Below are 20,471 nucleotides of genomic sequence, written 5' to 3'. Positions count from 1 at the left end.
ACTTGGCTCTCAGCATGGCGTGACGGCGGTCTCAGATGAGGATGCGGACCGCTTTCGGCACCGAGCGGAACGTCACACTGCGCTGTTCACCCAGGTAGTCGCCGTCCAGCTGGAATGCGACCGGACGGTCCGCGCGCAGCGTGACCTCCGTCGCGTCGTGCACGTTCACCACGTCGCGCCCCTGCACCGGACGGGTCCGCACCAGCATCATCTGCGCGAGCGCGCCCAGGACCGGGCCGGCGGCCAGCGTGCGCATCCCGAACACGTCCAGCCCGCGCGCGAAGTTCGACCTCGGACTGGGATTCACCGGCAGCCGTCCCATGAAAGTCCACGGCGCGGTATTGGAGACGAACGCGAGGAACAGGCCCGCTTTCGGCGGGCGCCCCGGCACTTCCAGCGTCAAGGCCGGATGGCGCCGATCCGTGCCCGCGAAGAAATGGCGGATCGCGGCCCGCACGTAGAGTGACGGATCGGCCTTCGCGCCCGCGCCGCGGCGGCGTTCCACCTCCCGGACGACCTCCGCGTCCAGCCCCACGCCCGCGTTGAAGGTGAAATAGCGCTCCACCCCGTCCGGCAGGCACGCCGTGCCGAGCCCGACCGTCCGGTACCGCCCGGCGCGCAGCGCCTCCAGCACCGCCCGGGTCGCGCCGGCCGGGTCGTTCGGCAGCCCGAGCGCGCGGGCGAACACGTTCGCGCTCCCCGACGGCAGCACCGCCAGCGCGGGCAGGTCCGGCGACGGGCCGTTCGCGAGCAGTCCGTTCACCGTCTCGTTGACGGTGCCGTCGCCGCCCAGCGCGATCACCGCGTCGTAGCCCTCGTCGGCGGCCCGGCGGGCGAGCTCGGTCGCGTGCCCGCGGTGGGCGGTCTCGGCGATCTCGAGGTCGAGATCGCCGGTGAAGGCCCGGACGAGGAGGTCGCGGGCCCGCCGGGAGGTCGAGGTCGCCTTGGGGTTGGCGATGAGCATGGCGCGCACGGCGCCAGCGTATCGAGCGTTTCCCGTGCGTTTCCCCACGCATCGGCCGCGGCGGCGGGCGAGTAGGGTTTCGTTGTGACCGATCGTCCCATCACCGTGCGGGCCGCCGCCGCCCTGGAGGGCGCGGAGGGCCTCGGCGCCGTCGCGTTCGGCGTCTACACCGGCGTGGAGACCGCCTCGGGCGCCGCCGTCGACCCGGTGAGCGCGATCGGCGTCACCGTGCTCGCCCTCGCCGGCGGCCTCGGCATGCTCGCCTGCGCCCGCGGCCTGCTGCGCGGCGCCCAGGGCAGCCGCGCCCCGACGGTCCTGACCCAGCTGTTCGCGCTGCCCGTCGCCTGGTCGCTGTGGCAGAGCGACCGGCCCGCGATCGCCGTGCCGATGGGCGTCGTCGCCGTGCTGGCGCTGGTCGCGGTGCTGAGCCCGGCGAGCACCGCCTGGCTCGTCCACGACCACGACGAGGACGAGGAGGAGGACGCCCCGTCCGGCGCCGCGTCCGGCGGCGCGAAGCCCGCGCCGCGCGCCGCGGAGCCGCGCGCCAAGGACGACCGGTCCCTCGGGCAGAAGCTCATGGATCGCCTGAAGGAGCAGCCGGCCAAGGACGCGCCCGCCAAGGGGACGTCCGCGAAGAACTGACCGGCCACCGGCCGCAAGCCGGGAGCGCCAGAAAAGCCGGGAATGCCGAGGGGCCCCAGGGGAGACACGTCCCCGGGGCCCCTCGGCGTTCTGCGTCACTCGTCGGCGGTGAGGCCCTCGCGCAGCTGCGCGAGCGTGCGGGCCAGCAGCCGCGACACGTGCATCTGGGAGATGCCGAGCTCCGCCGCGATCTGCGACTGCGTCATGTTCCCGAAGAACCGCAGCAGGAGGATCTTCTTCTCCCGGGCGGGCAGCTTCTCCAGCAGCGGCTTGAGCGACTCGCGGTACTCCACGCCCTCCAGCGACTCGTCGATCATGCCGAGCGAGTCCGCCACGGCGGGCGCGTCCTCGTCGCCGGAGTCGGGCGCGTCGAGGGACACCGTGGAGTAGGCGTTCGCCGACTCCAGGCCCTCCAGCACCTCCTCCTCGCTCATCTGCAGGTGCGCGGCCAGCTCGCTGACCGTCGGCGCCCGGCCCTCGCGCTGCGCGAGGTCGCTGATCGCCTTGGTCAGCGACAGCTTCAGCTCCTGGAGCCGGCGCGGCACCCGCACCGCCCAGCCCTTGTCGCGGAAGTGCCGCTTGATCTCCCCGACGATCGTGGGCGTGGCGTAGGTGGAGAACTCGACGCCGCGCTCCAGGTCGAACCGGTCGATCGACTTGATCAGCCCGATGGTGGCGACCTGGATCAGGTCGTCCAGCCACTCGCCGCGGTTGCGGAAGCGGCGGGCCAGGTACTCCACCAGGGGCAGGTGCAGCTCGACGAGCTGGTCGCGGATGCGCTGCCGCTCCGGGTCGCCCTCGGGCAGCTCGGCGAGGCGCTCGAACAGCGCGCGGGCCCGCGCGCGGTCCGGTACGCCGCTCTCGGACCGCTCGTTGCTCGCGCCGGCGATGGTCGTCTTCTCTGTCACGGGGCCCCCGCCGTACCGCGCCGCTTCTGCAGCGTCACGGTCACCCGGTCGTCGGAGCCGATCTGCGCGTCGACCTCGCCGGCCAGCGACGACAGCACCGTCCACGCGAAGGTGTCGCGGTTGGGCTCCTGGCCGTCCACGGTGATCACCGACACCGAGATGCGCATCGCCTCCCCGGTCAGCTCGAACTCGCACGACAGGTCCGTCCCGGGGACGGCCTGGGAGAGCAGCATCGCGCACGCCTCGTCGACCGCGATGCGCAGGTCCTCTATCTCGTCCAGCGTGAAGTCCAGCCTGGCGGCCAGCCCCGCGGTCGCGGTTCTGAGCACCGACAGGTAGGCGCTCGCGGCGGGCAGCTTCACTGTCACCACGTCGCGCACGGACAACTGTGTACTGGCAGGCATGGCAGCGGTTTCCTCGGTCACGTCACTCCCTCGCAGGATGGTCCCGCTGCTTCCGAAACTACCGCCTGCGGAGCCCACTGCGAGACTTCGGCGCGCACAGGTTTCGACCGGTTGTCCGAGTATTGACTAAATGACTTGGTCCCTGGGGGGCTCGCCGGCGGCGCGGGGCGGGGGCGTCGCGGCCGGGACGCGGCGGGCCGGAAGCGGCGGCAGGAGCGCGCCTGGACGGCCGATCACCTCGGCGGCCAGCCGGGCGCCCGCCCCGGCGGCGGCGCGCCGGTCCGCGCCGGCCAGCCGGGCCGCCAGATAGGCGCCGTTGAATGCGTCACCCGCCGACGTGGTGTCCACCACGCGGACGTCCGGGACGGCGGGAACGGCCTCCACGGAGGCCTGGTCGGCGATCACGCAGCCCTGGGCGCCGAGCTTGACGACGATCTCCGGCACGCCCGCGTCGCGGAGCCGCTCGACGCAGTCCCGGGCGGACGCGTCGCCGTGCACGAGACGGTCGTCGTCCAGGGACGGCAGCGCGATCGAGGTGTGCGCCAGGACCGCCTCGGCGGCCCGCGCCGCCGCGCCGGGGGACGGCCAGCCGCTCGGCCGGTGATTGCCGTCGTAGGCGACGCGACCGCCGCGCCGGCGGGTCTCCGCCAGCACCTCCGCCAGCCGGGCCCGGGCCGGCTCCGCCATGATCGAGAGGGTGATCCCGGACAGGTAGACCAGGTCGTGGCCGGCGATCGCGTCGTCGATCGCGGCGGGCTGGTCCGGGCCGAACAGGTCGCGGGCGGGCGATTCGCTCCGGTAGTGCTGGAACGTCCGCTCGCCGTGCTCGTCGGTGCGGATCAGGTAGAGGCCGGCGCGGCCGCCGGGACGCACCCGCGCGTACCGGTCGCCGACGCCGTGGGCGTGCCAGGCCGCGCGCATCTCGGCGCTGTACGGATCGTCGCCGGTGACCGTGACGAACTGCACGTCCACCGTTCCGGGGGCGGCGCTGCGGGCCAGGTAGGCGGCGGTGTTGAAGACGTCGCCGGCGTAGCCGAGGGCGAGCCGGTCCGGCGCCAGATGCCGCAGTTCGATCATGCATTCGCCGATGAGGGCGACCCGGGGAACGTTCACGGGCAGCACGATACATCTAGACAACAAGTCATCTGATGACCAGACTTCTGGCCGTGCGCAGAAGATCCCCCTGGCGCGGCCTCGCCGCCGGCGTTCTCACCCTGGCCCTGTCCACGACGACCTTCACCGCCCCCGCCCGTGCCGCCGCGGCCGCCGCCCAGGCGTGCGCCGGCACCCCGACCCCGTCCTTCCAGGGCTCGGCGCCCGACGCCGGCCTGAACACCCTGTTCACCCGCTACGGGAACGACAACCGCCGGACCGACGACTGGACCGGCGCGGACGGCACGTTCTCCACCACCCTGCCCGGCGGGAAGGTGGCGTTCGTCTTCTCCGACACCTTCCTCGGCAAGGTCGACGCCGACGGCGGCCGCTCGCCGGTCGTCGAGGAGGGCGGGACCACCCCGTTCCTCAACAACTCGTTCGTGGTCAAGGCCGGCGACCGGCTGAGCACCGTGCACGGCGGCACCCGCGAGCAGCCGAAGGCCGTGATGCCGCCCCGCGACGGCGAGCACTGGTACTGGGCCGGCGACGCGATCACCGCGGGCGGCAAGGTCCAGGTCACCTACCAGGAGTACGAGCGGTTCGGGCCCGGCATCTGGGACTGGCGCTGGCTCCGCAACGTCGTCGCGAAGTTCCGGCCCGACCGGCTGTCCGAGCCCGTCAGCGTGACCGCGATCCCGTCGTCCAAGGGGATCTCCTGGGCGTCCTGGCTGGAGCGGCGGGACGGCATGATCTACGTGTACGGCGTCGAGGACCTCGGCGACACCAAGTACATGCACCTGGCCCGCGTCCGCGGCGCCGACCTCACCGGGCCGTGGGAGTTCTACGCGGGCGACGGCACCTGGTCGCGGAACGAGGCCGACTCCGCGCGGATCATGGACGGTGTCGCGAACGAGTACAGCGTCACCCGCATGGGCCGCGCCTACATGCTCATCACCCAGGACACCACCGAGAAGTTCAACACGAACATCGTCGCGTACTTCTCCTGCTCGCCGCAGGGCCCGTTCACCGGCAAGACCACCGTCTACTCGACGCCCGAGACCGGCGCGAACGGCAGCTACGGCAACCCGAACGTCTTCACCTACAACGCCCACGCCCACCCTGAGCTGAGCCGTCCCGGCAGCCTCGTCGTCTCCTACAACGTCAACAGCTTCGTCAACACCGACCACTACAAGGACGTCACCATCTACCGGCCCCGCTTCGTCGACCTGAAGTTCGGCTGACCGATGGCGTACCGACGGCACCGCCCGGCCCGCAACTGGGGCGCGCGCCTGCACGAGATCACCTGGTTCGGGATGCGCGCCGTCGTGCTGGAGAACGAGCTGCTGCGCGTCACCGTCCTCGCGGACAAGGGCGGTGACGTCGCCGAGTTCTGCTACAAGCCGCGCGACATGGACTTCGTCTGGCTCGCGCCGGACGGGATCCGCAACCCGCGCGACGTGGCGGGCGGCGCGGGCGACGACGTGGCGGCCTTCCTCGACCACTACGAGGGCGGCTGGCAGGAGGTGCTGCCCAACGGCGGCGAGCCGAGCACCTACCGCGGCGCCGCGCTGGCGCAGCACGGCGAGGTCGCCGGGCTGCCCTGGGACGTCGAGATCGCGGCCGACGACCCGTCCGAGGTCGCGGTGCGGCTCACCGTGCGGGCGCGGCGCGTGCCGCTGCGCGTGGTGAAGACGTTCCGGCTCGTGTCCGGCGAGCCGGAGCTGCGCGTCGACGAGGAGCTGACCAACGAGTCGGACGTCGCGCTGGAGGTGATGTGGGGCCACCACATCGTGTTCGGCGCCCCGTTCCTGCGTCCCGGCCACCGGATCCGGTTCCCGGACGGGGCCGCCGCCGGCCCGGAGCTGGCGGTCGTCCCCGAGCGCGGCGCGCCGAGCGACATCCACTACCTGTTCGGGTTCCGGGACGGCCGTTACGAGATCATCGACCCGGACGCGGCCCTCGGCCTGCGGGTCCGGTGGGACGCCGCCGTCCTGCCGGACCTGTGGCTGTGGCGGGAGCTCGGCGCGTCCCGCGAGGCGCCCTGGTGGGGCCGCGCGTACGTGGTGGGGCTGGAGCCGTTCGCCGGACGGCCGACCGAGGGCCTCGCCGAGGCGGTCCGCAACGGGTCGGCGCTCGCCCTGCGGCCGCGCGAGACCAGGCCGCTGTGGCTGCGCGCGGCCGTGATCGAGGGGGAGGAAGCGCGATGAAGGAGTTCGCCGGCAAGGTCGCCGTGGTCACCGGGGGGTCGCTCGGCATCGGCCGGGCGGTGGTGCGGCGGCTCGCGGAGGACGGCGCCGCGGTCGTCTTCTGCGGCATCGATGAGGACGGCGTCCGCGCCACCGAGGCGGAGCTGTGCGGCGCCGGCCTGGACGTGACCGGCGTCGTCGCCGACGTCACCGACGCCGGGCAGATGCGCGCCCTCGTCCGCCGCGCCGTCGACGCGCACGGCGGGCTCGACACCGTCGTCACCTGCGCCGGGATCCAGCGGTACGGGACCGTCGAGGACACCGCCGAGGAGCTGTGGGACGAGGTCCTGGACGTCAACCTCAAGGGCGTCTTCCTGGTCTGCAAGGCGGCCGTCCCGGAGCTGCGGCGGCGCGGCGGCGGCACGATCGTCACGGTGTCGTCGGTGCAGGCGTTCGCGTCGCAGGACCGGGTCGCGGCCTACACCGCGAGCAAGTCCGCGATCAACGGGCTCACCCGGGCGATGGCGCTGGACCACGCCGCCGACGGGATCCGCGCGAACGTCGTGTGCCCCGGCTCCGTCGACACCCCGATGCTGCGCTGGGCCGCGGACCTGTTCCGCGGCGGCACGAGCCAGGACGACCAGGTCGCCGAGTGGGGCCGGGCGCACCCGCTGGGCCGCGTCGCGCGGGCGGAGGAGGTCGCCGAGGTGGTGGCGTTCCTCGCCGGGCCGCGCTCCTCGTTCATCACCGGGGCCGAGCACCGCGTCGACGGCGGCCTGCTCGCCCGCAACCCCGCCGCACTCCCGGAGGTCTGAATGCCCGACGCCCGCGTCTTCTTCGACGGCCTGTTCAGCAGCCCGCGCCTCGACCACCCCGAGTGCGTGGCGGTCCATCCCGACGGCAGCGTCTGGTGCGGCGGGGAGGCCGGCCAGATCTTCCGCGTCGACCCGGCGGGCGAGAGCGTCGAGCAGGTCGCGACCACCCACGGGTTCGTGCTCGGCATCGCGTTCGACGCGTCCGCCTCGCACCTGTACATCTGCGACATCAAGCATCCCGGCGTGTTCCGCCTCGAGCTGGCTTCCGGCGAGGTGTCGCTGTTCGCCGACGGCGCGGACGGCCACCGCTTCGCCAACCCGAACTACCCGGTGATCGACGCGGCGGGCCGGATCTACGTCTCCGACAGCCGGCAGATCGACGTTCCCGGCCCGTCGGTGTTCCGCTACGCGCCGGACGGCACCGGCGAGGTCTGGGACGAGCGTCCGATGGCGTTCGCCAACGGCCTCGCGCTGGCACCGGACGAGTCGGCCCTGTACGTCGCCGAGTCGTTCCTGCCGGGCGTGACCCGCGTCGAGATCCGGCCGGACGGCACCGCGGGCGACCGTTCGACGGTCGCCGAGCTGCCCGGCACCGTCCCCGACGGCATCGCGTTCGGCCCCGACGGCCTGCTCTACGTCGGCCTCTACGAGCCCAGCGAGGTGCTGCGGCTCACCCCGGACGGGCGGCCGGAGACGGTCGTCCGCGACCCCACCGCCCACCTCCTCTGCCATCCGACCAACCTGGCGTTCCGGGGCACCACGGCGTTCGTGGCGAACCTGGGCCGCTGGCACATCAGCGCGTTCGACCTCTAGCCGTTATCGGAACCAGGAGCGAATGTGAGCATCCGCTGTCCAGATAGCCGTCGCTTGCGCGGCGGCGGTCCCGGTCTCACCCGCGTGGTGCGCGGTGCCGGGTTCCTGCTTCGCGGGCGGTCGCCCGGCGGGGCCGGGTCTCACATCGCCTCCACAGGCGTTTCGTCTCTCCGCCCCACTGGCGGCGAGGTTTCGCAGGTTGATCGCGGCGTTGACGTCCCGGCCGAGCACCAGGCCGCACGCGTCGCACCGGAAGGTCCGCTCGGACAGCGACAGGCTTGGCTTTCGCCCGCCGCACCCCGAGCAGGTCTTGGACGAGGGGAACCAGCGGTCGGCCACGACGAGACGGCCGCCGTTCCACCCGGTCTTGTAATCGAGCATCCGCCGCACGGCCCCGAAGCCCTGGTCAGCGACGGCGCCGGCCAGCCGCCGGTTGGCCAGCATGCCGGTGACGTTGAGGTCTTCCACGACGACGGTTTCATAGCGGGCGGCCAGGGTGCTGGTGGCCTTGTGCAGCGCGTCGGCGCGGACGGCGGCGACGCGGGCATGATGCCGCGCGAGCCGCTTGGCGGCCTTGGCGCGGTTGGCCGAGCCGCGCTGCGCACGGGCGTGCGCCTTGCCGAGCCGCTGCAGTTTCCGCAACCCGGCCCGCAACGCCTTCGGCCCGCCGACCTCGATCTCAGCGCCATGATCGTCGACGCCGGTCAGCAGTGTCGTGACGCCCAAGTCGACACCCACGATGGTGCCCGGCCGGGCATGCCGTCCGGGAACGTTGCGGTCGACCTGCACGGTGAACGAGACGAACCAGCGGTGCGCGGTCCGCGACACCGTGGCCGACAGGATCCGCGCCGTCCCGTTCTCCAGTCGCCGGGCGAGTTTGCGGGTGGACTCGTGCGTGGCGATCGATCCCAGCCGCGGCAAGGTCACCGTCCGGCCACTACAGCGCATCACGCCCGAACCGAACCGGAACGAGTCACGGCACCGGCCCCGCTTCTTGAACCGGGGAAACCCCGGGCGCCGCCCCTTCCGAAGACCCTTACGAGCCCGGACGAACCCGCGCAGGGCCCGGTCCAGGTCCCGGAAGGCCTCCTGATACACGCACTTGGAGTGCTCGCCCCACCAGCCCAGGCCAGGGTCGGTCTTCTTCACCCGGTTCCACAGCCGGTGCAACTCCACACCCGACCACCACTTGCCCTCGGCGTCGTACCGGTCCCGGCAGGCCGCCAGGCCCCAGTTCCATGCGAACCGCGCCGCCCCCGCATGCGACCACAATCCCCGCTCCTGCCGAGGGCTCGGGTCCAGCGCGAACCGGTACGCCTGCGTCACCAACACAATCCGCACGGTAGCCGGGGCCCCTGACAAAACCCGAGCAACGCGAGGCTCGGGCGCTGCACGCCCACACAGATGCGCACGTTGATGCACCTCCCGCTCACCAGTCCCGAACCCCCAGGAAGGTCCGCATGCGTCTTCTCATTCGTGCGGCTGTGGCCTCGACGCTGGCCGCCACCGCTCTGGTCGCCCCCTCGGCCGCCGCTCACGCCGCGGCGCTCACCTGTGGTGGGAGCGCCGCGCCGGCGTTCGGCACGGCGACGCCCGACACCTCGCTGAACACGCAGTTCACCTCGTACGGCAACAGCAACGCGCTGCTGGACGACTGGACCGGCGGTGACAGCACCTACTCGGTGAAGCTGCCGGACGGACGGACGGTCTTCGGCTTCTCCGACACCTTCCTCGGCAAGGTCAACGCCGACGGGTCCCGGCCGATGACGGTCGCCGACGGCGGCACGACCCCGTTCGTCAACAACACGTTCGTCGTGCGGTCGGCGGGCGGCGCGCTGACCGGGACCGCGCACGGCGGCACCGCCGCGAACCCGACGGCACTGCTGCCGCCGAGCGACGCCTCGCACGTCTACTGGGCGGGCGACATGGCGATGAACGGGAGCGAGATCCAGCAGCCGTACCGCGAGTACAAGGTCGGGTCCGGCGACCTGAACGTCACCTGGGACCGCAACGTCCTCGCCCGGTTCTCGACGAGCGACCTCACCCGGCCGACGTCGGTTACGTCGCTGCCGTCCGGCAGCGGCGTCATGTGGGGGTCGGCGCTGCTCCGCGACGGCGGCTACACCTACGTCTACGGCACCGAGGACCTTGGCGCGGACGGCAAGCACATGTACGTCGCGCGGGTCGCGGGCACGGACCTGCGCGGGACGTGGAGCTACCTCGCGGCGGGCGGCACCTGGTCGTCGTCGGAGTCGGCGGCGGTGGAGGTGCTGGGCGGCGTGTCCAACGAGTTCAGCGTGAGCAAGCGCGGGAACTTCTACATCCTGCTCACGCAGGACACCAAGGACGCGTTCAGCGCGCAGATCGACACGTACCTGTCCTGCTCGCCGGCCGGGCCGTTCACCGACGAGAAGACCGTCTACAACACGCCGGAGGGCGGGCCGTTCGGCTCGTACGGCGACCCGGACGTCTACACCTACAACGCTCACGCGCACGCCTCGCTGACGACGGCGAACAAGCTCGTGGTGTCGTACAACGTCAACAGCCTCGACACGACCGCGGGGCCGACGAGGGACGTCTACCGCGATGTGAGCATCTACCGTCCGCGCTTCGTCGACGTCCCCGTGACGGGGTGACCCGGTGGACCCCGAACTGTCCGAGGCGCTCGCCGGGATGCCGTACGTGAGCCTGGCCGATCCGATCAAGGCGCGGGCCGCGATGCGGGAGCTGTCGGCGACGCTGTCGGGGGAGCCGGCGACCGACCCGCGCGTGGACGTCACCGACCGGACGATCCCCGGCGGCGTGCCCGTCCGCGTGTACCGGCCGGACCGTCCGGCGGGGCCCGTGCTGGTGTACTTCCACGGCGGCGGCTTCGTCACCGGCGACCTGGGCAACGAGCACCACCGTTGCCTGGACTTCGCCGCCGGGCTCGGCATCGTCGTGGTGTCGGTGGACTACCGTCTCGCGCCCGAGCATCCGTTTCCCGCGCCGTTCGAGGACGCCTGGGCCGCGACGGTCTGGACGCACGCGCACGCGGCCGAGCTCGGCGCCGACCCCGGCCGGGTGGCGGTCGGCGGCGGCAGCGCGGGCGGCGGCCTGGCGGCGGCGGTGGCGCTGCGGGCGCGCGACGAGGGCGGGCCGCCGCTCGCCTTCCAGCTGCTGCTCTATCCGGTGCTCGACGACCGCATGGACACCGCGTCGATGCGGGCGTACACCGAGCCGCCGCTGTTCAACCGGGGCGAGGTGGAGCAGATGTGGCGCCACTACCTCGGCCCGGACCGGGGGAAGCCGGGCTGGGAGACGCCCGTGTACGCCGCCCCGGCCCGCGCGCGGGACCTGTCCGGGCTGCCGCCCGCGTACGTGCTGGCGGCCGAGGCCGACCCGCTGCGCGACGAGGACCTCGTGTACGCGCGGCGGTTGATCGAGGCCGGCGTGCCGGTGGAGCTGCGGCACGTGCCGGGCGCCTACCACGGGTTCGACGGCGTCCTCTCGGCGGCGGTGGCGCGCCGGGCGCGGGACGAGCAGCACGCGGCGCTGCGCGAGGCGCTCGGTCCCGGCCCTGGACAGCCCGGCACATCAAGTGATTAGATGACTTGACTTCTTCGAGGAGTGAACGAGGTAACGAATGTCCAAGGATGTGGCCCGGCCCAGCCTCTCCGACGCGCTCACCGAGCGCGTCCTGGAGCTGATCCGCGCCGGCGGGCTGCGTCCCGGCGACCGGCTCCCCTCGGCGCGGGAGCTGTCCGAGCGCTTCGCGGTGACCACCCCCACGCTCCGCGAGGCGCTCCGCCGGCTCGAGGCCACCGGCGCCGTCCAGATGCGGCACGGATCCGGCATCTACGTCGGCGCCGACCTCGAACGGGTCGTCATCCCCAACCCCAACGTCCGGCCGCTGCAGGGCGACCAGCTCCTCCAGCTGCTGGACGCCCGGCTGCTCATCGAGCCCCCGCTGGCCGCGATGGCCGCCCGCCGCGCCGAACCCGGCGACCTGGAGCGGCTGCGCACCGTCCTGGACCACGCGGGCCGGCACCTGGAGGGCGAGGACGTCGAGCTGGACGCGGCGAACATGTCCTTCCACCGCGCCGCCGCCCACGCGTCCGGCAACGCCGTGCTCGGCGAGGTCATCGACTCGCTGCTGTCGGTGCACGGCGCCGAGCAGCGGGAGATACTGCGGATCTTCGACGACCGGCGCCGCGACCACGACGACCACCGGGCCATCCTCGGCGCCATCGAGGCCGGCGAGGCCGAACGCGCCGAGGAGCTGATGCGCGCGCACCTGCGCGACGTCACGAAGGTCATCGCGTCCCGGCTCGCCTGACCGCTCGCGAGACCGCTCGCCCGACCCCCCGACCGCCCACGATCCACCGTCCGTCACCGGCCGTCCGCCCGCGCAGGGCCGGCGGTCCCCTTCAGCACACCCTCCCGCCGCACACCCCGCACCAGCACCCGCACCACCCCCGCACACCCAGAACACCCTCAGCCGACCTCCAACCACCCCACGAACCAGGGAGGCCCCCATGCCGTCGACGCGCACGCGCACGACCGCCGTCCTCGCGGCGGCCGCGGCGCTCGCCGCGGTCGCGGGCTGCGCCTCGGGCAACGACTCGGGAGGGTCGAAGTCCGGGCTCAGGCTCTACAACGACAAGGGCGCGTGGAAGCCCTTCTTCGAGCAGATGAGCGCGCTGGGCAAGCAGCAGACCGGGCTGGACATGACGCCCGTCGGGTACACCGACGAGCCCACCTACACCGCGTTCATCAAGTCCTCGTTCCGCACCAAGGTCAAGCCGGACCTGTTCACCTGGCAGACCGGCGGACGCCTCCAGGAGATCGTCGAGCAGAACCAGGTCGCCGAGACCACGTCGATCTGGCAGGACGCCATCAAGAGCGGCGACCTCACCCAGGACCTCGCCAAGTACTACACGGTCGGCGGCAAGCAGTACTGCGTGCCGCTCAACACCGGGTACTGGGGCATGTTCTACAGCAAGAAGATCTTCGCGAAGTACGGCCTGGCGCCGCCGAGCACCTGGGCGGACCTGATGAAGATCGCCCAGACGCTGAAGAGCAAGGGCCAGGTCCCGTTCAACCAGACCACGCCGACCTCGCTGTTCTCCTTCGCCTGGTTCGAGCAGCTGCTCGCCGGCACCGACCCCGACCTGTACGAGCGGCTGTCCACCGGCCAGGCGTCCTACACCGACCCCGGCGTGGTGAAGGTGATGGAGCAGTGGAAGTCGATGATCGACTCCGGCTACTTCTCCAACCCCGGCGACAAGGCCGACCCCGCCGACCACTTCAAGGCCGGCGACGCCGCCATGGTCATCAGCGGCACCTGGTTCAACACCAGCATGACCCAGCGCGGCCTCAAGCTCGGCACCGACTACGGGTTCTTCCTCATCCCGAACGTCGCGCCGTCGCTGCCGAAGCGGTCGCTGATCTTCGAGAGCGGGCCGCTGTGCTCGCTGCGCAAGGCGCCCGACGCCGCCGCGAGCACCAAGTACCTGAAGTGGTGGGTGACCCCCGTCGCGCAGGAGAAGTGGGCCAACGCGCGCGGCGACGTGTCCGGCAACCCCAAGGTCAAGATCGCCGACCCGGAGCTGGACAAGGTCACCAAGGAGGCCGCGGGCGGCGGGAACCGGCTCGTGCTCCGCTACTTCGAGGCCGCGCCCGCGCCCGTCCTGACGGCCGCGCTCAGCGGGTTCGACGGCTTCCTCAGCAAGCCCGGCTCGTACATGAGCGTGCTCAAGGACATCCAGAAGGCCAACGAGGACTACTGGAAGAACCACAAGGCCGGAAGCTGAACCGATGACCGACCAGACGACCGCCGTGCGCGCGAGGACCCCGCACCGACGCGCGCGCGGCGGGCACCAGCGCAGCGGGGGAGGCGGGCGCCCGCCGGGCGGGTTCGCGATGCACGGCCGGTTCCGGCACGCCTACCTCACCCCGGCCGTCCTCTTCGTCGCGGTGCTGATCTACCTGCCGTTCCTGTGGACGGCGTACCTCAGCCTCACCAGCTACGACGGGCTCGGGTCGCCGAAGTTCACCGGCCTCGACAACTACCGGCGGCTGTTCCAGGACGAGGCGCTGCTCACGTCCGTCCGCAACACGCTGTTGTGGGTCGCCGGCACCACGGTCTTGCCGGTCGGGCTCGGCCTGCTGGTCGCGGTGCTGTCGTACAACATCAAGGGCGGCGCCTGGTACCGGCTGCCGTTCCTCATCCCGTACGCGATGTCGGGCGCCGGCCTCGGCCTCATCTGGGGCTTCATCCTGCAGCCCGACGGCATGGCCAACCAGGTGCTGTCGTTCCTCGGCATGCCCGGCGGCCACACCGAGTTCCTCCAGGACGGCCCGCGCAACACCCTCGCGATGATCGTGGTGTGGGCGTGGCAGCAGCTCGGCGTCAACATGCTGCTGTTCGTCGTCGGCCTCCAGTCGATCCCGCGCGCGCCGATCGAGGCCGCCCGCATCGACGGCGCGTCCGGCTGGCAGCTGTTCCGGCACGTCATCTGGCCGCTGATGCGGCCGCTCACCACCGTCGTGTTCGGGCTGGCGCTGGTCGCGAGCCTGAAGACGTTCGACATCGTCTGGGTGATGACGCAGGGCGGCCCCGGCCGCACCTCCGAGACGCTCGCGGTGACCATGTACCGGCAGGTCTTCGTCGCCGACGAGTACGGCTACGGGTCGGCGATCGCGGTGGCGCTCACCACCGTCACCGGCCTCGCCTCCTACGTCTACCTGCGCCACCAGCTCGCCAGGGAGGGCTCCTGATGCGCCGCGCCATGCTGATCGTCCTCGGCCTGGTGTGGCTGTTCCCGACGTACCTCATCGTCGCGAACGCCGTCCGCCCCGCCGGCGACTACGACCCGTCCGACGCGGTGAAGCCGCCCGGGTCGATGGGCCTGTTCGACAACATCAGCGAGGCGTGGAGCCGCACCGACGTCGGCGCCACCCTCGGCAGCACCGCGATCTACAGCCTGGTCGCGCCGGCGCTCGCCGTGCTGTTCGGGGCGCTCGCCGGATACGCGATCGTGGTGCTGCGGGTCCGGTTCGGGTTCCTCTGGTTCATCGTGATCTTCGCGGGCACCGTCGTGCCGTTCCAGATGCTGCTGGTGCCGCTGTTCGTCGGCTACAGCAAGATGTCGCTCTACGACAACCAGATGGGCCTCGTGCTGGTCCACACCGCGATCAGCGTGCCGCTCGCCGCGCTGGTGATGCGCAACTTCTTCGGCTCGGTGGCCGTCTCGATCTTCGAGGCGGCGCGGCTGGACGGCGCGTCCACCTTCCGCATCTTCTGGCGCATCTACCTGCCGCTGTCGTCGGCCGCGCTCGCCGCGGTGTTCATCCTCGAGTTCACCTACGTCTGGAACGACCTGCTGTTCGGGCTGACGCTGGCGCAGTCCGACAACGTCCGGCCGGTCTGGGCGGAGCTGTCGGCGCTCACCACCGACGTGTACGCCGGGACGCCCGTCCCGGTCGCGCTGGCCGCCGGGCTCGTGGTCTCGCTCCCCACGGTCGTGCTGTTCCTGGCGACGCAGCGGCTGTTCACCCGCGGGCTGACGCTCGCCCAGTTCTGACCCCTCGGTCACAGTCATTCTGAGAGGACACGGATGACCAGTCGGCTCCTGACGGAGAGCCTCGGTTCCCCGGACTACGACGGAATCCGCGCCGCCCTCCGCCACGACACCTCCGTCGAGGTGCTCGCGGTCCGCGGGCTGTCGGTGCGGGCGGCGGTGGTCCCGCTGTTCAGGCGGGACGCGGCCGGCGCGCTCCGGCAGGCCGTCCGGATCGAGGCGGGCCCCGGGCTGGCGCTGCGGCTCGGCGACGCCGAGGAGCGCACCGACGACGCGGGCCGGGCGACCCTGCTCGTCCCTGCCGTCGACGCCCCGCGCCGCCTCACGCTGGAGGTGCGGGACGGCGCGGGCCTCGTCGGCGCCGCCCCGCTCGACGTCACCCCGCAGCGCAAGTGGAGCGTCTTCGTCGTCCACCACTCGCACCTGGACATCGGCTACACCGACACCCAGGGCACCGTCCTGCGCCACCACCTCGACTACCTCGACGCCGCGCTCCGGCTGTCCCGCGAGACCGACGGGCGGCCCGACGACGCCCGGTTCCGCTGGTCGGTGGAGTCGTCGCTGCCCGCGCTGCGCTGGCTCGCCACCCGCCCGGACGATCAGGTCGCCGAGTTCGTCGACCGGACCCGCAGCGGGAACATCGAGGTCACCGCGTTCCCCATGCAGCTGCACACCGAGGCGTGCTCGACCGACGAGCTGTACCGGCAGCTGCGGTTCGTGGCGGAGCTGCGCGACCGGCACGGCATCGACGTCCGCTCGGCGATGCACACCGACATCCCGGGCGCGGTCGTCGGCGTCGTCGACGCCCTGAACGCCGCGGGCGTCCGCTACCTCGCGGCGGCGCACAACTGGGCGGGACGCTCCGTCCCGTACATCACCGGCGGCGACAAGCTCGGCCGCCCGTTCCGCTGGCGCGCGCCGAGCGGACGCGAGCTGATCGTCTGGTTCACCGACACCCCGCACGGCATGGCGTACATGGAGGGCAACACCGTCGGGCTCGTCGACGGCTACGACCTCGCCGAGGACCTGCTCCCGCGGTACCTGTCGTCCCTCGCCGACCGGCCCTACCCGTACGGGCCGGGCACCTTCGGCTGGTACGCGGCGCCCGGCCAGGTCGGCGCCGACAAGGCCCCCGACGTCCTCGACGCCGTGCACCTGCGGGTGCAGGGCGCGCACGCCGACAACGCCGGCCCGTCGATCATGCCCGCCGACATCGCGCTGCGTTGGAACGCGACATGGGAGTACCCGCGGCTGCGCATGGCGACCAACGCCGACTTCTTCGAGCACGTCGAGGAGCACCACCACGACCAGCTCCAAATCCACGAGGGCGACTGGACCGACTGGTGGGCCGACGGCCTCGGCTCCGGCGCCCGCCCGCTCGGGCACGTCCGCCGCGCCCAGAACGTCCTGCGCACCGCCGAGACGCTGCACGCCCTCGCCGGCGCCGAGGCCGAGGGCCTGGACGACGCCTACGACAAGGCCGCGCTGTTCGACGAGCACACCTGGGGCGCCGCCAACCCGTGGGAGGACGCCGAGGAGGGCACCGACTCCGGCGGCCTGCAGTGGACCCGCAAGTCCGCCGTCGGCTACCAGTCCTACGACGACGCCCTCGACCTGCTGCAGGCCAAGGCGCGCCGGTTCGGCGCCACCCTCGCGCCCGCGCCGGACGCGCTCGCTTCGTTCGCCGTCGTCAACCCCGGGTCCGCCGCGCGGACCGACGTCGTCCGCGCGTTCCTGCCGCGCGACGTGGTGCCCGTCGACGTCCCCGTGACGCTGGTCGACGCCCGCACCGGCGACCCGCTGCCGCACCACGAGGAGGAGGTCGACCCCGACGAGTGGCCGACCCGCCCCATCGGCCGCCACCTGGAGGCCGTCGTCCCGGACGTCCCCGGCATGGGACGCGTGCGCCTCGACGTCGTGCGCGGCGAGGCCCCCGCGCCCGAACCCGTCGACCTCGGCCGCGACGGCGTGATCGAGAACGAGTACTACCGCGTCACCTACGACCTCGCCGAAGGCCACCTCGCCTCCGTCTTCGACAAGGCCGCCGGACGCGAGCTGGTCAACGCCGACGCCGCCGCCGGGTTCGGGCAGTACGTCTACGACCGGTACGCGACCGCGCCGCACTTCAACCACATGTCCGGGCACATGCTCGTGCACGACCGGACGCTCCTCGGCGACCGCGCCCTCGGCCGGCACGCCGCCGTCGTGAAGTGCGAACGCACCCCGGTGGGAGAACGCCTCGTCGTAGAGCTCACCGGCAAGGGCGCCGATTGGATCCGCACGACCCTCGAACTGCACGCGGGCGTCCCGCGCCTCGACCTGCGCTTCCAGCTCGGCAAGCAGCCCACGGCGACCAAGGAGGCGGTGTTCTTCGCCTTCCCCTTCGCGTCCGGCGGACCGCCCGCCGCCTGGGAGCTGACCGGCGGCGTCGGCGGCACCGGCGTGCCGAGCGTCCCGGGGTCGGCCGAGCACATGCGCCCGATCCGGCACTGGGTCGCGTTCGAGGACCCCGACCTGACCGTGGCGTGGGCGACGCTGGAGGCGCCGCTCGTCCAGTTCGGCTCCATCCACATGCCGTACGCGCCGTTCCCGCCGACCATCGACGACGAGCCCGCCACTGTCTACTCCTGGGCGCTGAACAACATCTGGGACACCAATTTCCCGTCCCAGCAGCAGGGCGAGACCACCTTCCGGTACGCCGTCGCGTCCGCCGCCGGCGACGTCCCCGGCCGGCGGCTCGGCGCCCTCGCCGCCGCCGGCCTCACCGACCCGTTCGTCGCGACGCTGACGACCGGGACCGGCCGGGCGGCACCGGTGGAGGCGTACGCGTCCGTCGACGACCCCGACGTGCAGATCACCTCGATCGGACGGGACGGCCCCGACCTCGTCGTCCGGCTCCGCTCGCTCGCCGCCGCGCCCGTCGAGACGGCGCTGACCGTCCCCGGGATGCGCGGCGCGACCGTCGACTCCGGCCTCGGCCGCGACGCCGCCGAGGCGCCCGTCCGCGACGGCGCCGCGACCGTCCGCCTGCCCGCCTGCGGGATCGTCGCCGTCACGGTGAAGGGGAACCTCTGACCATGAAGATCACCGACATCCGGGCCACCACCGTCGCGGTCCCGCTGGAGGCGCCGCTGCTGCACAGCAACGGCGCGCACTGGGGCCGCTTCGTCCGCACGATCGTCGAGGTCGAGGCGGACAACGGCCTGGTCGGGCTGGGCGAGATGGGCGGCGGCGGGCAGAGCGCCGAGGACGCCTTCCGCGCCCTCGCGCCCTACCTGGAGGGGCACGACCCGTTCGAGCTGGAGGCCCTCCGCTTCAAGATCGCGAACCCGACGGCGAGCCTGTACAACAACCGCACCCAGATGCTCGCCGCCATCGAGTTCGCCTGCCTCGACCTCGTCGGCAAGCACCTCGGCGTCCCCGTCCACGACCTGCTCGGCGGCCGGGTCCGCGACAGCGTCCCGTTCGCGTCCTACCTGTTCTACCGCTACCCGGGCGCGGACGGCCGGACGCCGGAGGTCCGCACCCCCGAGCAGCTCGTCGCGCACGCCCGCGACCTCAAGGAGCGGCACGGCTTCACCGTCCACAAGCTGAAGGGCGGCGTCTTCCCGCCCGCCTACGAGCTGGAGTGCTACAAGGCCCTCGCCGAAGCGTTCCCCGGCGACCGGCTGCGCTACGACCCCAACGCCGTGCTCAGCCTCGACGAGGGACTCCGGTTCGCGAAGGCCATCGAGCACCTCGACAACGACTACCTCGAAGACCCCGTCTGGGGCCTGGAGGGGCTGCGGCTCGTCCGCGAGAGGACGCCCACCCCGCTCGCCACCAACACCGTCGTCGTCAACTTCGAGCAGCTCGCCACCAACGTGCTGCACCGCAGCGTGGACGTGGTCCTCCTCGACACGACGTTCTGGGGCGGCATCCGCGCGTGCGTCAAGGCGGCCGGGATCTGCGACACCTTCCAGCTCGGGGTGTCGGTGCACTCGTCCGGCGAGCTCGGCATCCAGCTCGCCACCATGCTGCACCTCGGCGCCGTCCTGCCGAACCTCACCTACTCCGCCGACGCGCACTACCACCACCTCGCCGGCGACGTCATCGAGGGCGGCCCGTTCCAGTACGCGGACGGGCGGATCGCGGTGCCGTCCGGGCCCGGCCTCGGCGTCACGCTGGACCGCGGCAAGGTCGCCGAGTACGCCGACCTGTACCGCGAGCTCGGCGGCTACCCCTACGACCGTGACCCAGGACGCCCCGGCTGGTACCCGCTCGTCCCGAACGAGCGGTGGGCCGACCCGGAGACGCCCCTGGCCGCGCTCTAGGCGGAGCGTCCCGCGGCCCCCGGACGGCGCACGCGGCGGCCTGGCATAGCCTTTCGGCATGATCCGCCCAGCCGCCCCCGACGACGTCCCCGCGATCCTCCGGCTCATCCGCGAGCTGGCCGAGTACGAGCGCGCCCTGCACGAGGTGAAGGCCACCGAGGAGCAGCTGCACGCGCGGCTCTTCGGCGACGACCCGCGCGCCCACGTGCTCATCGCCGAGCACGAGGGCCGCGTCGCCGGGTTCGCCGTGTGGTTCCTCACATTCTCCACGTGGAACGGCACGCACGGCATCTACCTGGAGGACCTGTTCGTCGACCCGGGCGTCCGCGGCCACGGCTACGGCAAGGCCCTGCTCACCGAGCTCGCCCGCATCGCCGACGAGCGCGGCTACGAACGCGTCGAGTGGGCGGTGCTCAACTGGAACACACCGGCGATCGGCTTCTACGAGTCCCTGGGCGCCCGCCCGCAGGACGAGTGGACGACCTACCGCCTCACCGGCGACGCCCTCACCAAGCTCGCCCGCTCGTAACAGATTGTGTTGGTAGGATAACGAAACGCTCCCCGTTCATGCGGGGGTGGTCCGATCGCCGAGATCGACAAGATCTCGTGAGAGACCTGCTCCCCGCGCACGCGGGGGTCCGGACACAGCCGAGGCCCGGCCCCGTCAGGGGGCGGGCCGCCGGGGTGGGGGCCGGGCGGCCCGGGGGGGTTCCCCCAACAATTGGTTGAAGTTGGGAATGATACCCGCGCTGTGCTGGGCGCACGT

At 72.4% G+C, this 20,471-nt stretch carries 19 protein-coding genes; 14 read left to right on the top strand and 5 right to left on the bottom strand.

All coding sequences use genetic code 11. From position 1 onward, the window contains the following. Positions 1-31: 31 nt before the first annotated feature. Entirely contained in the window at positions 32-973 is a 942-nt protein-coding gene (locus AB0C78_RS33885; RefSeq protein ID WP_151541469.1) for a diacylglycerol kinase family protein, read from the bottom strand. 75 nt (positions 974-1,048) lie between these two features. Here AB0C78_RS33885 and AB0C78_RS33880 point away from each other — a divergent pair, with 75 nt between their 5' ends. Beyond that, positions 1,049-1,606 (top strand): hypothetical protein, encoded by a 558-nt coding sequence (locus AB0C78_RS33880; protein ID WP_360755983.1) that lies wholly within the window; start codon positions 1,049-1,051, stop codon positions 1,604-1,606. A gap of 95 nt (positions 1,607-1,701) precedes the next feature. Here AB0C78_RS33880 and AB0C78_RS33875 read toward each other — a convergent pair whose 3' ends face one another. The 3 genes from AB0C78_RS33875 to AB0C78_RS33865 all read right to left on the bottom strand — a co-directional run bounded on the left by AB0C78_RS33875 (position 1,702) and on the right by AB0C78_RS33865 (position 4,031). After that, positions 1,702-2,514 (bottom strand): RNA polymerase sigma factor SigF, encoded by an 813-nt coding sequence (locus AB0C78_RS33875; protein ID WP_190852562.1) that lies wholly within the window; start codon positions 2,512-2,514, stop codon positions 1,702-1,704. Then, a complete protein-coding gene (locus tag AB0C78_RS33870) occupies positions 2,511-2,939 on the bottom strand; it encodes an anti-sigma factor (protein ID WP_151598884.1) in 429 nt (142 codons plus the stop codon). The genes AB0C78_RS33875 and AB0C78_RS33870 overlap by 4 nt, the downstream gene beginning before the upstream one ends. Before the next feature lie 105 nt (positions 2,940-3,044). Next, entirely contained in the window at positions 3,045-4,031 is a 987-nt protein-coding gene (locus AB0C78_RS33865; RefSeq protein ID WP_360755979.1) for a sugar kinase, read from the bottom strand. Between the two features lie 35 nt (positions 4,032-4,066). Here AB0C78_RS33865 and AB0C78_RS33860 point away from each other — a divergent pair, with 35 nt between their 5' ends. The 4 genes from AB0C78_RS33860 to AB0C78_RS33845 are packed head-to-tail and all read left to right on the top strand — an operon-like array spanning position 4,067 to position 7,827. Next, a complete protein-coding gene (locus AB0C78_RS33860; protein ID WP_360755976.1) occupies positions 4,067-5,254 on the top strand; it encodes a DUF5005 domain-containing protein in 1,188 nt (395 codons plus the stop codon). A gap of 3 nt (positions 5,255-5,257) precedes the next feature. Continuing rightward, entirely contained in the window at positions 5,258-6,220 is a 963-nt protein-coding gene (locus AB0C78_RS33855) for a DUF4432 family protein (protein WP_360755974.1), read from the top strand. Further along, positions 6,217-7,014: an SDR family oxidoreductase gene (locus tag AB0C78_RS33850; RefSeq protein ID WP_360755971.1), complete on the top strand. Its 798-nt coding sequence runs from the start codon at positions 6,217-6,219 to the stop codon at positions 7,012-7,014. The genes AB0C78_RS33855 and AB0C78_RS33850 overlap by 4 nt, the downstream gene beginning before the upstream one ends. Next, positions 7,015-7,827, top strand: coding sequence for an SMP-30/gluconolactonase/LRE family protein (locus tag AB0C78_RS33845; RefSeq protein WP_360755969.1), 813 nt, complete (start codon positions 7,015-7,017; stop codon positions 7,825-7,827). Between the two features lie 3 nt (positions 7,828-7,830). Here the strand turns inward: AB0C78_RS33845 and tnpB are convergent, their stop codons facing one another. Next, positions 7,831-9,159, bottom strand: coding sequence for an IS607 family element RNA-guided endonuclease TnpB (gene tnpB, locus AB0C78_RS33840; RefSeq protein WP_360755966.1), 1,329 nt, complete (start codon positions 9,157-9,159; stop codon positions 7,831-7,833). A gap of 128 nt (positions 9,160-9,287) precedes the next feature. Between tnpB and AB0C78_RS33835 the strand changes: the two genes are divergently transcribed. The 9 genes from AB0C78_RS33835 to AB0C78_RS33795 all read left to right on the top strand — a co-directional run bounded on the left by AB0C78_RS33835 (position 9,288) and on the right by AB0C78_RS33795 (position 20,234). After that, positions 9,288-10,463 carry a DUF5005 domain-containing protein gene (locus AB0C78_RS33835; RefSeq protein ID WP_360755963.1) on the top strand — a complete coding sequence of 392 codons (1,176 nt, stop codon included), beginning with the start codon at positions 9,288-9,290 and terminating at the stop codon, positions 10,461-10,463. A gap of 4 nt (positions 10,464-10,467) precedes the next feature. Then, complete coding sequence (locus tag AB0C78_RS33830) at positions 10,468-11,415, top strand: alpha/beta hydrolase (protein ID WP_360755960.1); 948 nt, start codon at positions 10,468-10,470, stop codon at positions 11,413-11,415. Between the two features lie 37 nt (positions 11,416-11,452). Further along, the gene (locus tag AB0C78_RS33825; protein WP_360755957.1) at positions 11,453-12,145 is read left to right on the top strand and encodes an FCD domain-containing protein; all 693 of its coding nucleotides are present in this window, start codon (positions 11,453-11,455) and stop codon (positions 12,143-12,145) included. 199 nt (positions 12,146-12,344) lie between these two features. Further along, positions 12,345-13,622 carry an extracellular solute-binding protein gene (locus AB0C78_RS33820; protein WP_360755954.1) on the top strand — a complete coding sequence of 426 codons (1,278 nt, stop codon included), beginning with the start codon at positions 12,345-12,347 and terminating at the stop codon, positions 13,620-13,622. A 4-nt stretch (positions 13,623-13,626) separates the two neighbouring features. Beyond that, the gene (locus AB0C78_RS33815; RefSeq protein WP_360755951.1) at positions 13,627-14,589 is read left to right on the top strand and encodes a sugar ABC transporter permease; all 963 of its coding nucleotides are present in this window, start codon (positions 13,627-13,629) and stop codon (positions 14,587-14,589) included. Further along, positions 14,589-15,395: a carbohydrate ABC transporter permease gene (locus tag AB0C78_RS33810; RefSeq protein WP_360755948.1), complete on the top strand. Its 807-nt coding sequence runs from the start codon at positions 14,589-14,591 to the stop codon at positions 15,393-15,395. Before AB0C78_RS33815 ends, AB0C78_RS33810 begins: the two co-directional genes overlap by 1 nt. A 33-nt stretch (positions 15,396-15,428) precedes the next feature. Continuing rightward, a complete protein-coding gene (locus AB0C78_RS33805) occupies positions 15,429-18,467 on the top strand; it encodes a glycoside hydrolase family 38 C-terminal domain-containing protein (RefSeq protein ID WP_360755946.1) in 3,039 nt (1,012 codons plus the stop codon). Positions 18,468-18,469: 2 nt separating this feature from the next. Then, the gene (locus AB0C78_RS33800) at positions 18,470-19,705 is read left to right on the top strand and encodes an enolase C-terminal domain-like protein (RefSeq protein WP_360755944.1); all 1,236 of its coding nucleotides are present in this window, start codon (positions 18,470-18,472) and stop codon (positions 19,703-19,705) included. A gap of 58 nt (positions 19,706-19,763) precedes the next feature. Continuing rightward, positions 19,764-20,234: a GNAT family N-acetyltransferase gene (locus AB0C78_RS33795; protein ID WP_360755941.1), complete on the top strand. Its 471-nt coding sequence runs from the start codon at positions 19,764-19,766 to the stop codon at positions 20,232-20,234. The last annotated feature ends 237 nt before the right edge of the window (positions 20,235-20,471 follow it).

The sequence above is a fragment of the Actinomadura sp. NPDC048394 genome, assembly GCF_040651755.1.
GTDB lineage: Bacteria > Actinomycetota > Actinomycetes > Streptosporangiales > Streptosporangiaceae > Spirillospora > Spirillospora montaniterrae.
The sequence above is the reverse complement of the archived record's forward strand: the minus strand, read 5'-3'. Positions and strand labels throughout refer to the sequence as shown.

Excerpts from the sequence above, each read along its gene's own strand:
- AB0C78_RS33805 (WP_360755946.1), top strand. The coding sequence starts at position 15,429 with ATGACCAGTCGGCTCCTGACGGAGAGCCTCGGTTCCCCGGACTACGAC.
- AB0C78_RS33795 (WP_360755941.1), top strand. The coding sequence starts at position 19,764 with ATGATCCGCCCAGCCGCCCCCGACGACGTCCCCGCGATCCTCCGGCTC.
- AB0C78_RS33850 (WP_360755971.1), top strand. The coding sequence starts at position 6,217 with ATGAAGGAGTTCGCCGGCAAGGTCGCCGTGGTCACCGGGGGGTCGCTC.
- AB0C78_RS33845 (WP_360755969.1), top strand. The coding sequence starts at position 7,015 with ATGCCCGACGCCCGCGTCTTCTTCGACGGCCTGTTCAGCAGCCCGCGC.
- AB0C78_RS33810 (WP_360755948.1), top strand. The coding sequence starts at position 14,589 with ATGCGCCGCGCCATGCTGATCGTCCTCGGCCTGGTGTGGCTGTTCCCG.
- AB0C78_RS33855 (WP_360755974.1), top strand. The coding sequence starts at position 5,258 with ATGGCGTACCGACGGCACCGCCCGGCCCGCAACTGGGGCGCGCGCCTG.
- AB0C78_RS33800 (WP_360755944.1), top strand. The coding sequence starts at position 18,470 with ATGAAGATCACCGACATCCGGGCCACCACCGTCGCGGTCCCGCTGGAG.
- AB0C78_RS33860 (WP_360755976.1), top strand. The coding sequence starts at position 4,067 with ATGACCAGACTTCTGGCCGTGCGCAGAAGATCCCCCTGGCGCGGCCTC.
- AB0C78_RS33835 (WP_360755963.1), top strand. The coding sequence starts at position 9,288 with ATGCGTCTTCTCATTCGTGCGGCTGTGGCCTCGACGCTGGCCGCCACC.
- AB0C78_RS33815 (WP_360755951.1), top strand. The coding sequence starts at position 13,627 with ATGACCGACCAGACGACCGCCGTGCGCGCGAGGACCCCGCACCGACGC.
- AB0C78_RS33825 (WP_360755957.1), top strand. The coding sequence starts at position 11,453 with ATGTCCAAGGATGTGGCCCGGCCCAGCCTCTCCGACGCGCTCACCGAG.
- AB0C78_RS33820 (WP_360755954.1), top strand. The coding sequence starts at position 12,345 with ATGCCGTCGACGCGCACGCGCACGACCGCCGTCCTCGCGGCGGCCGCG.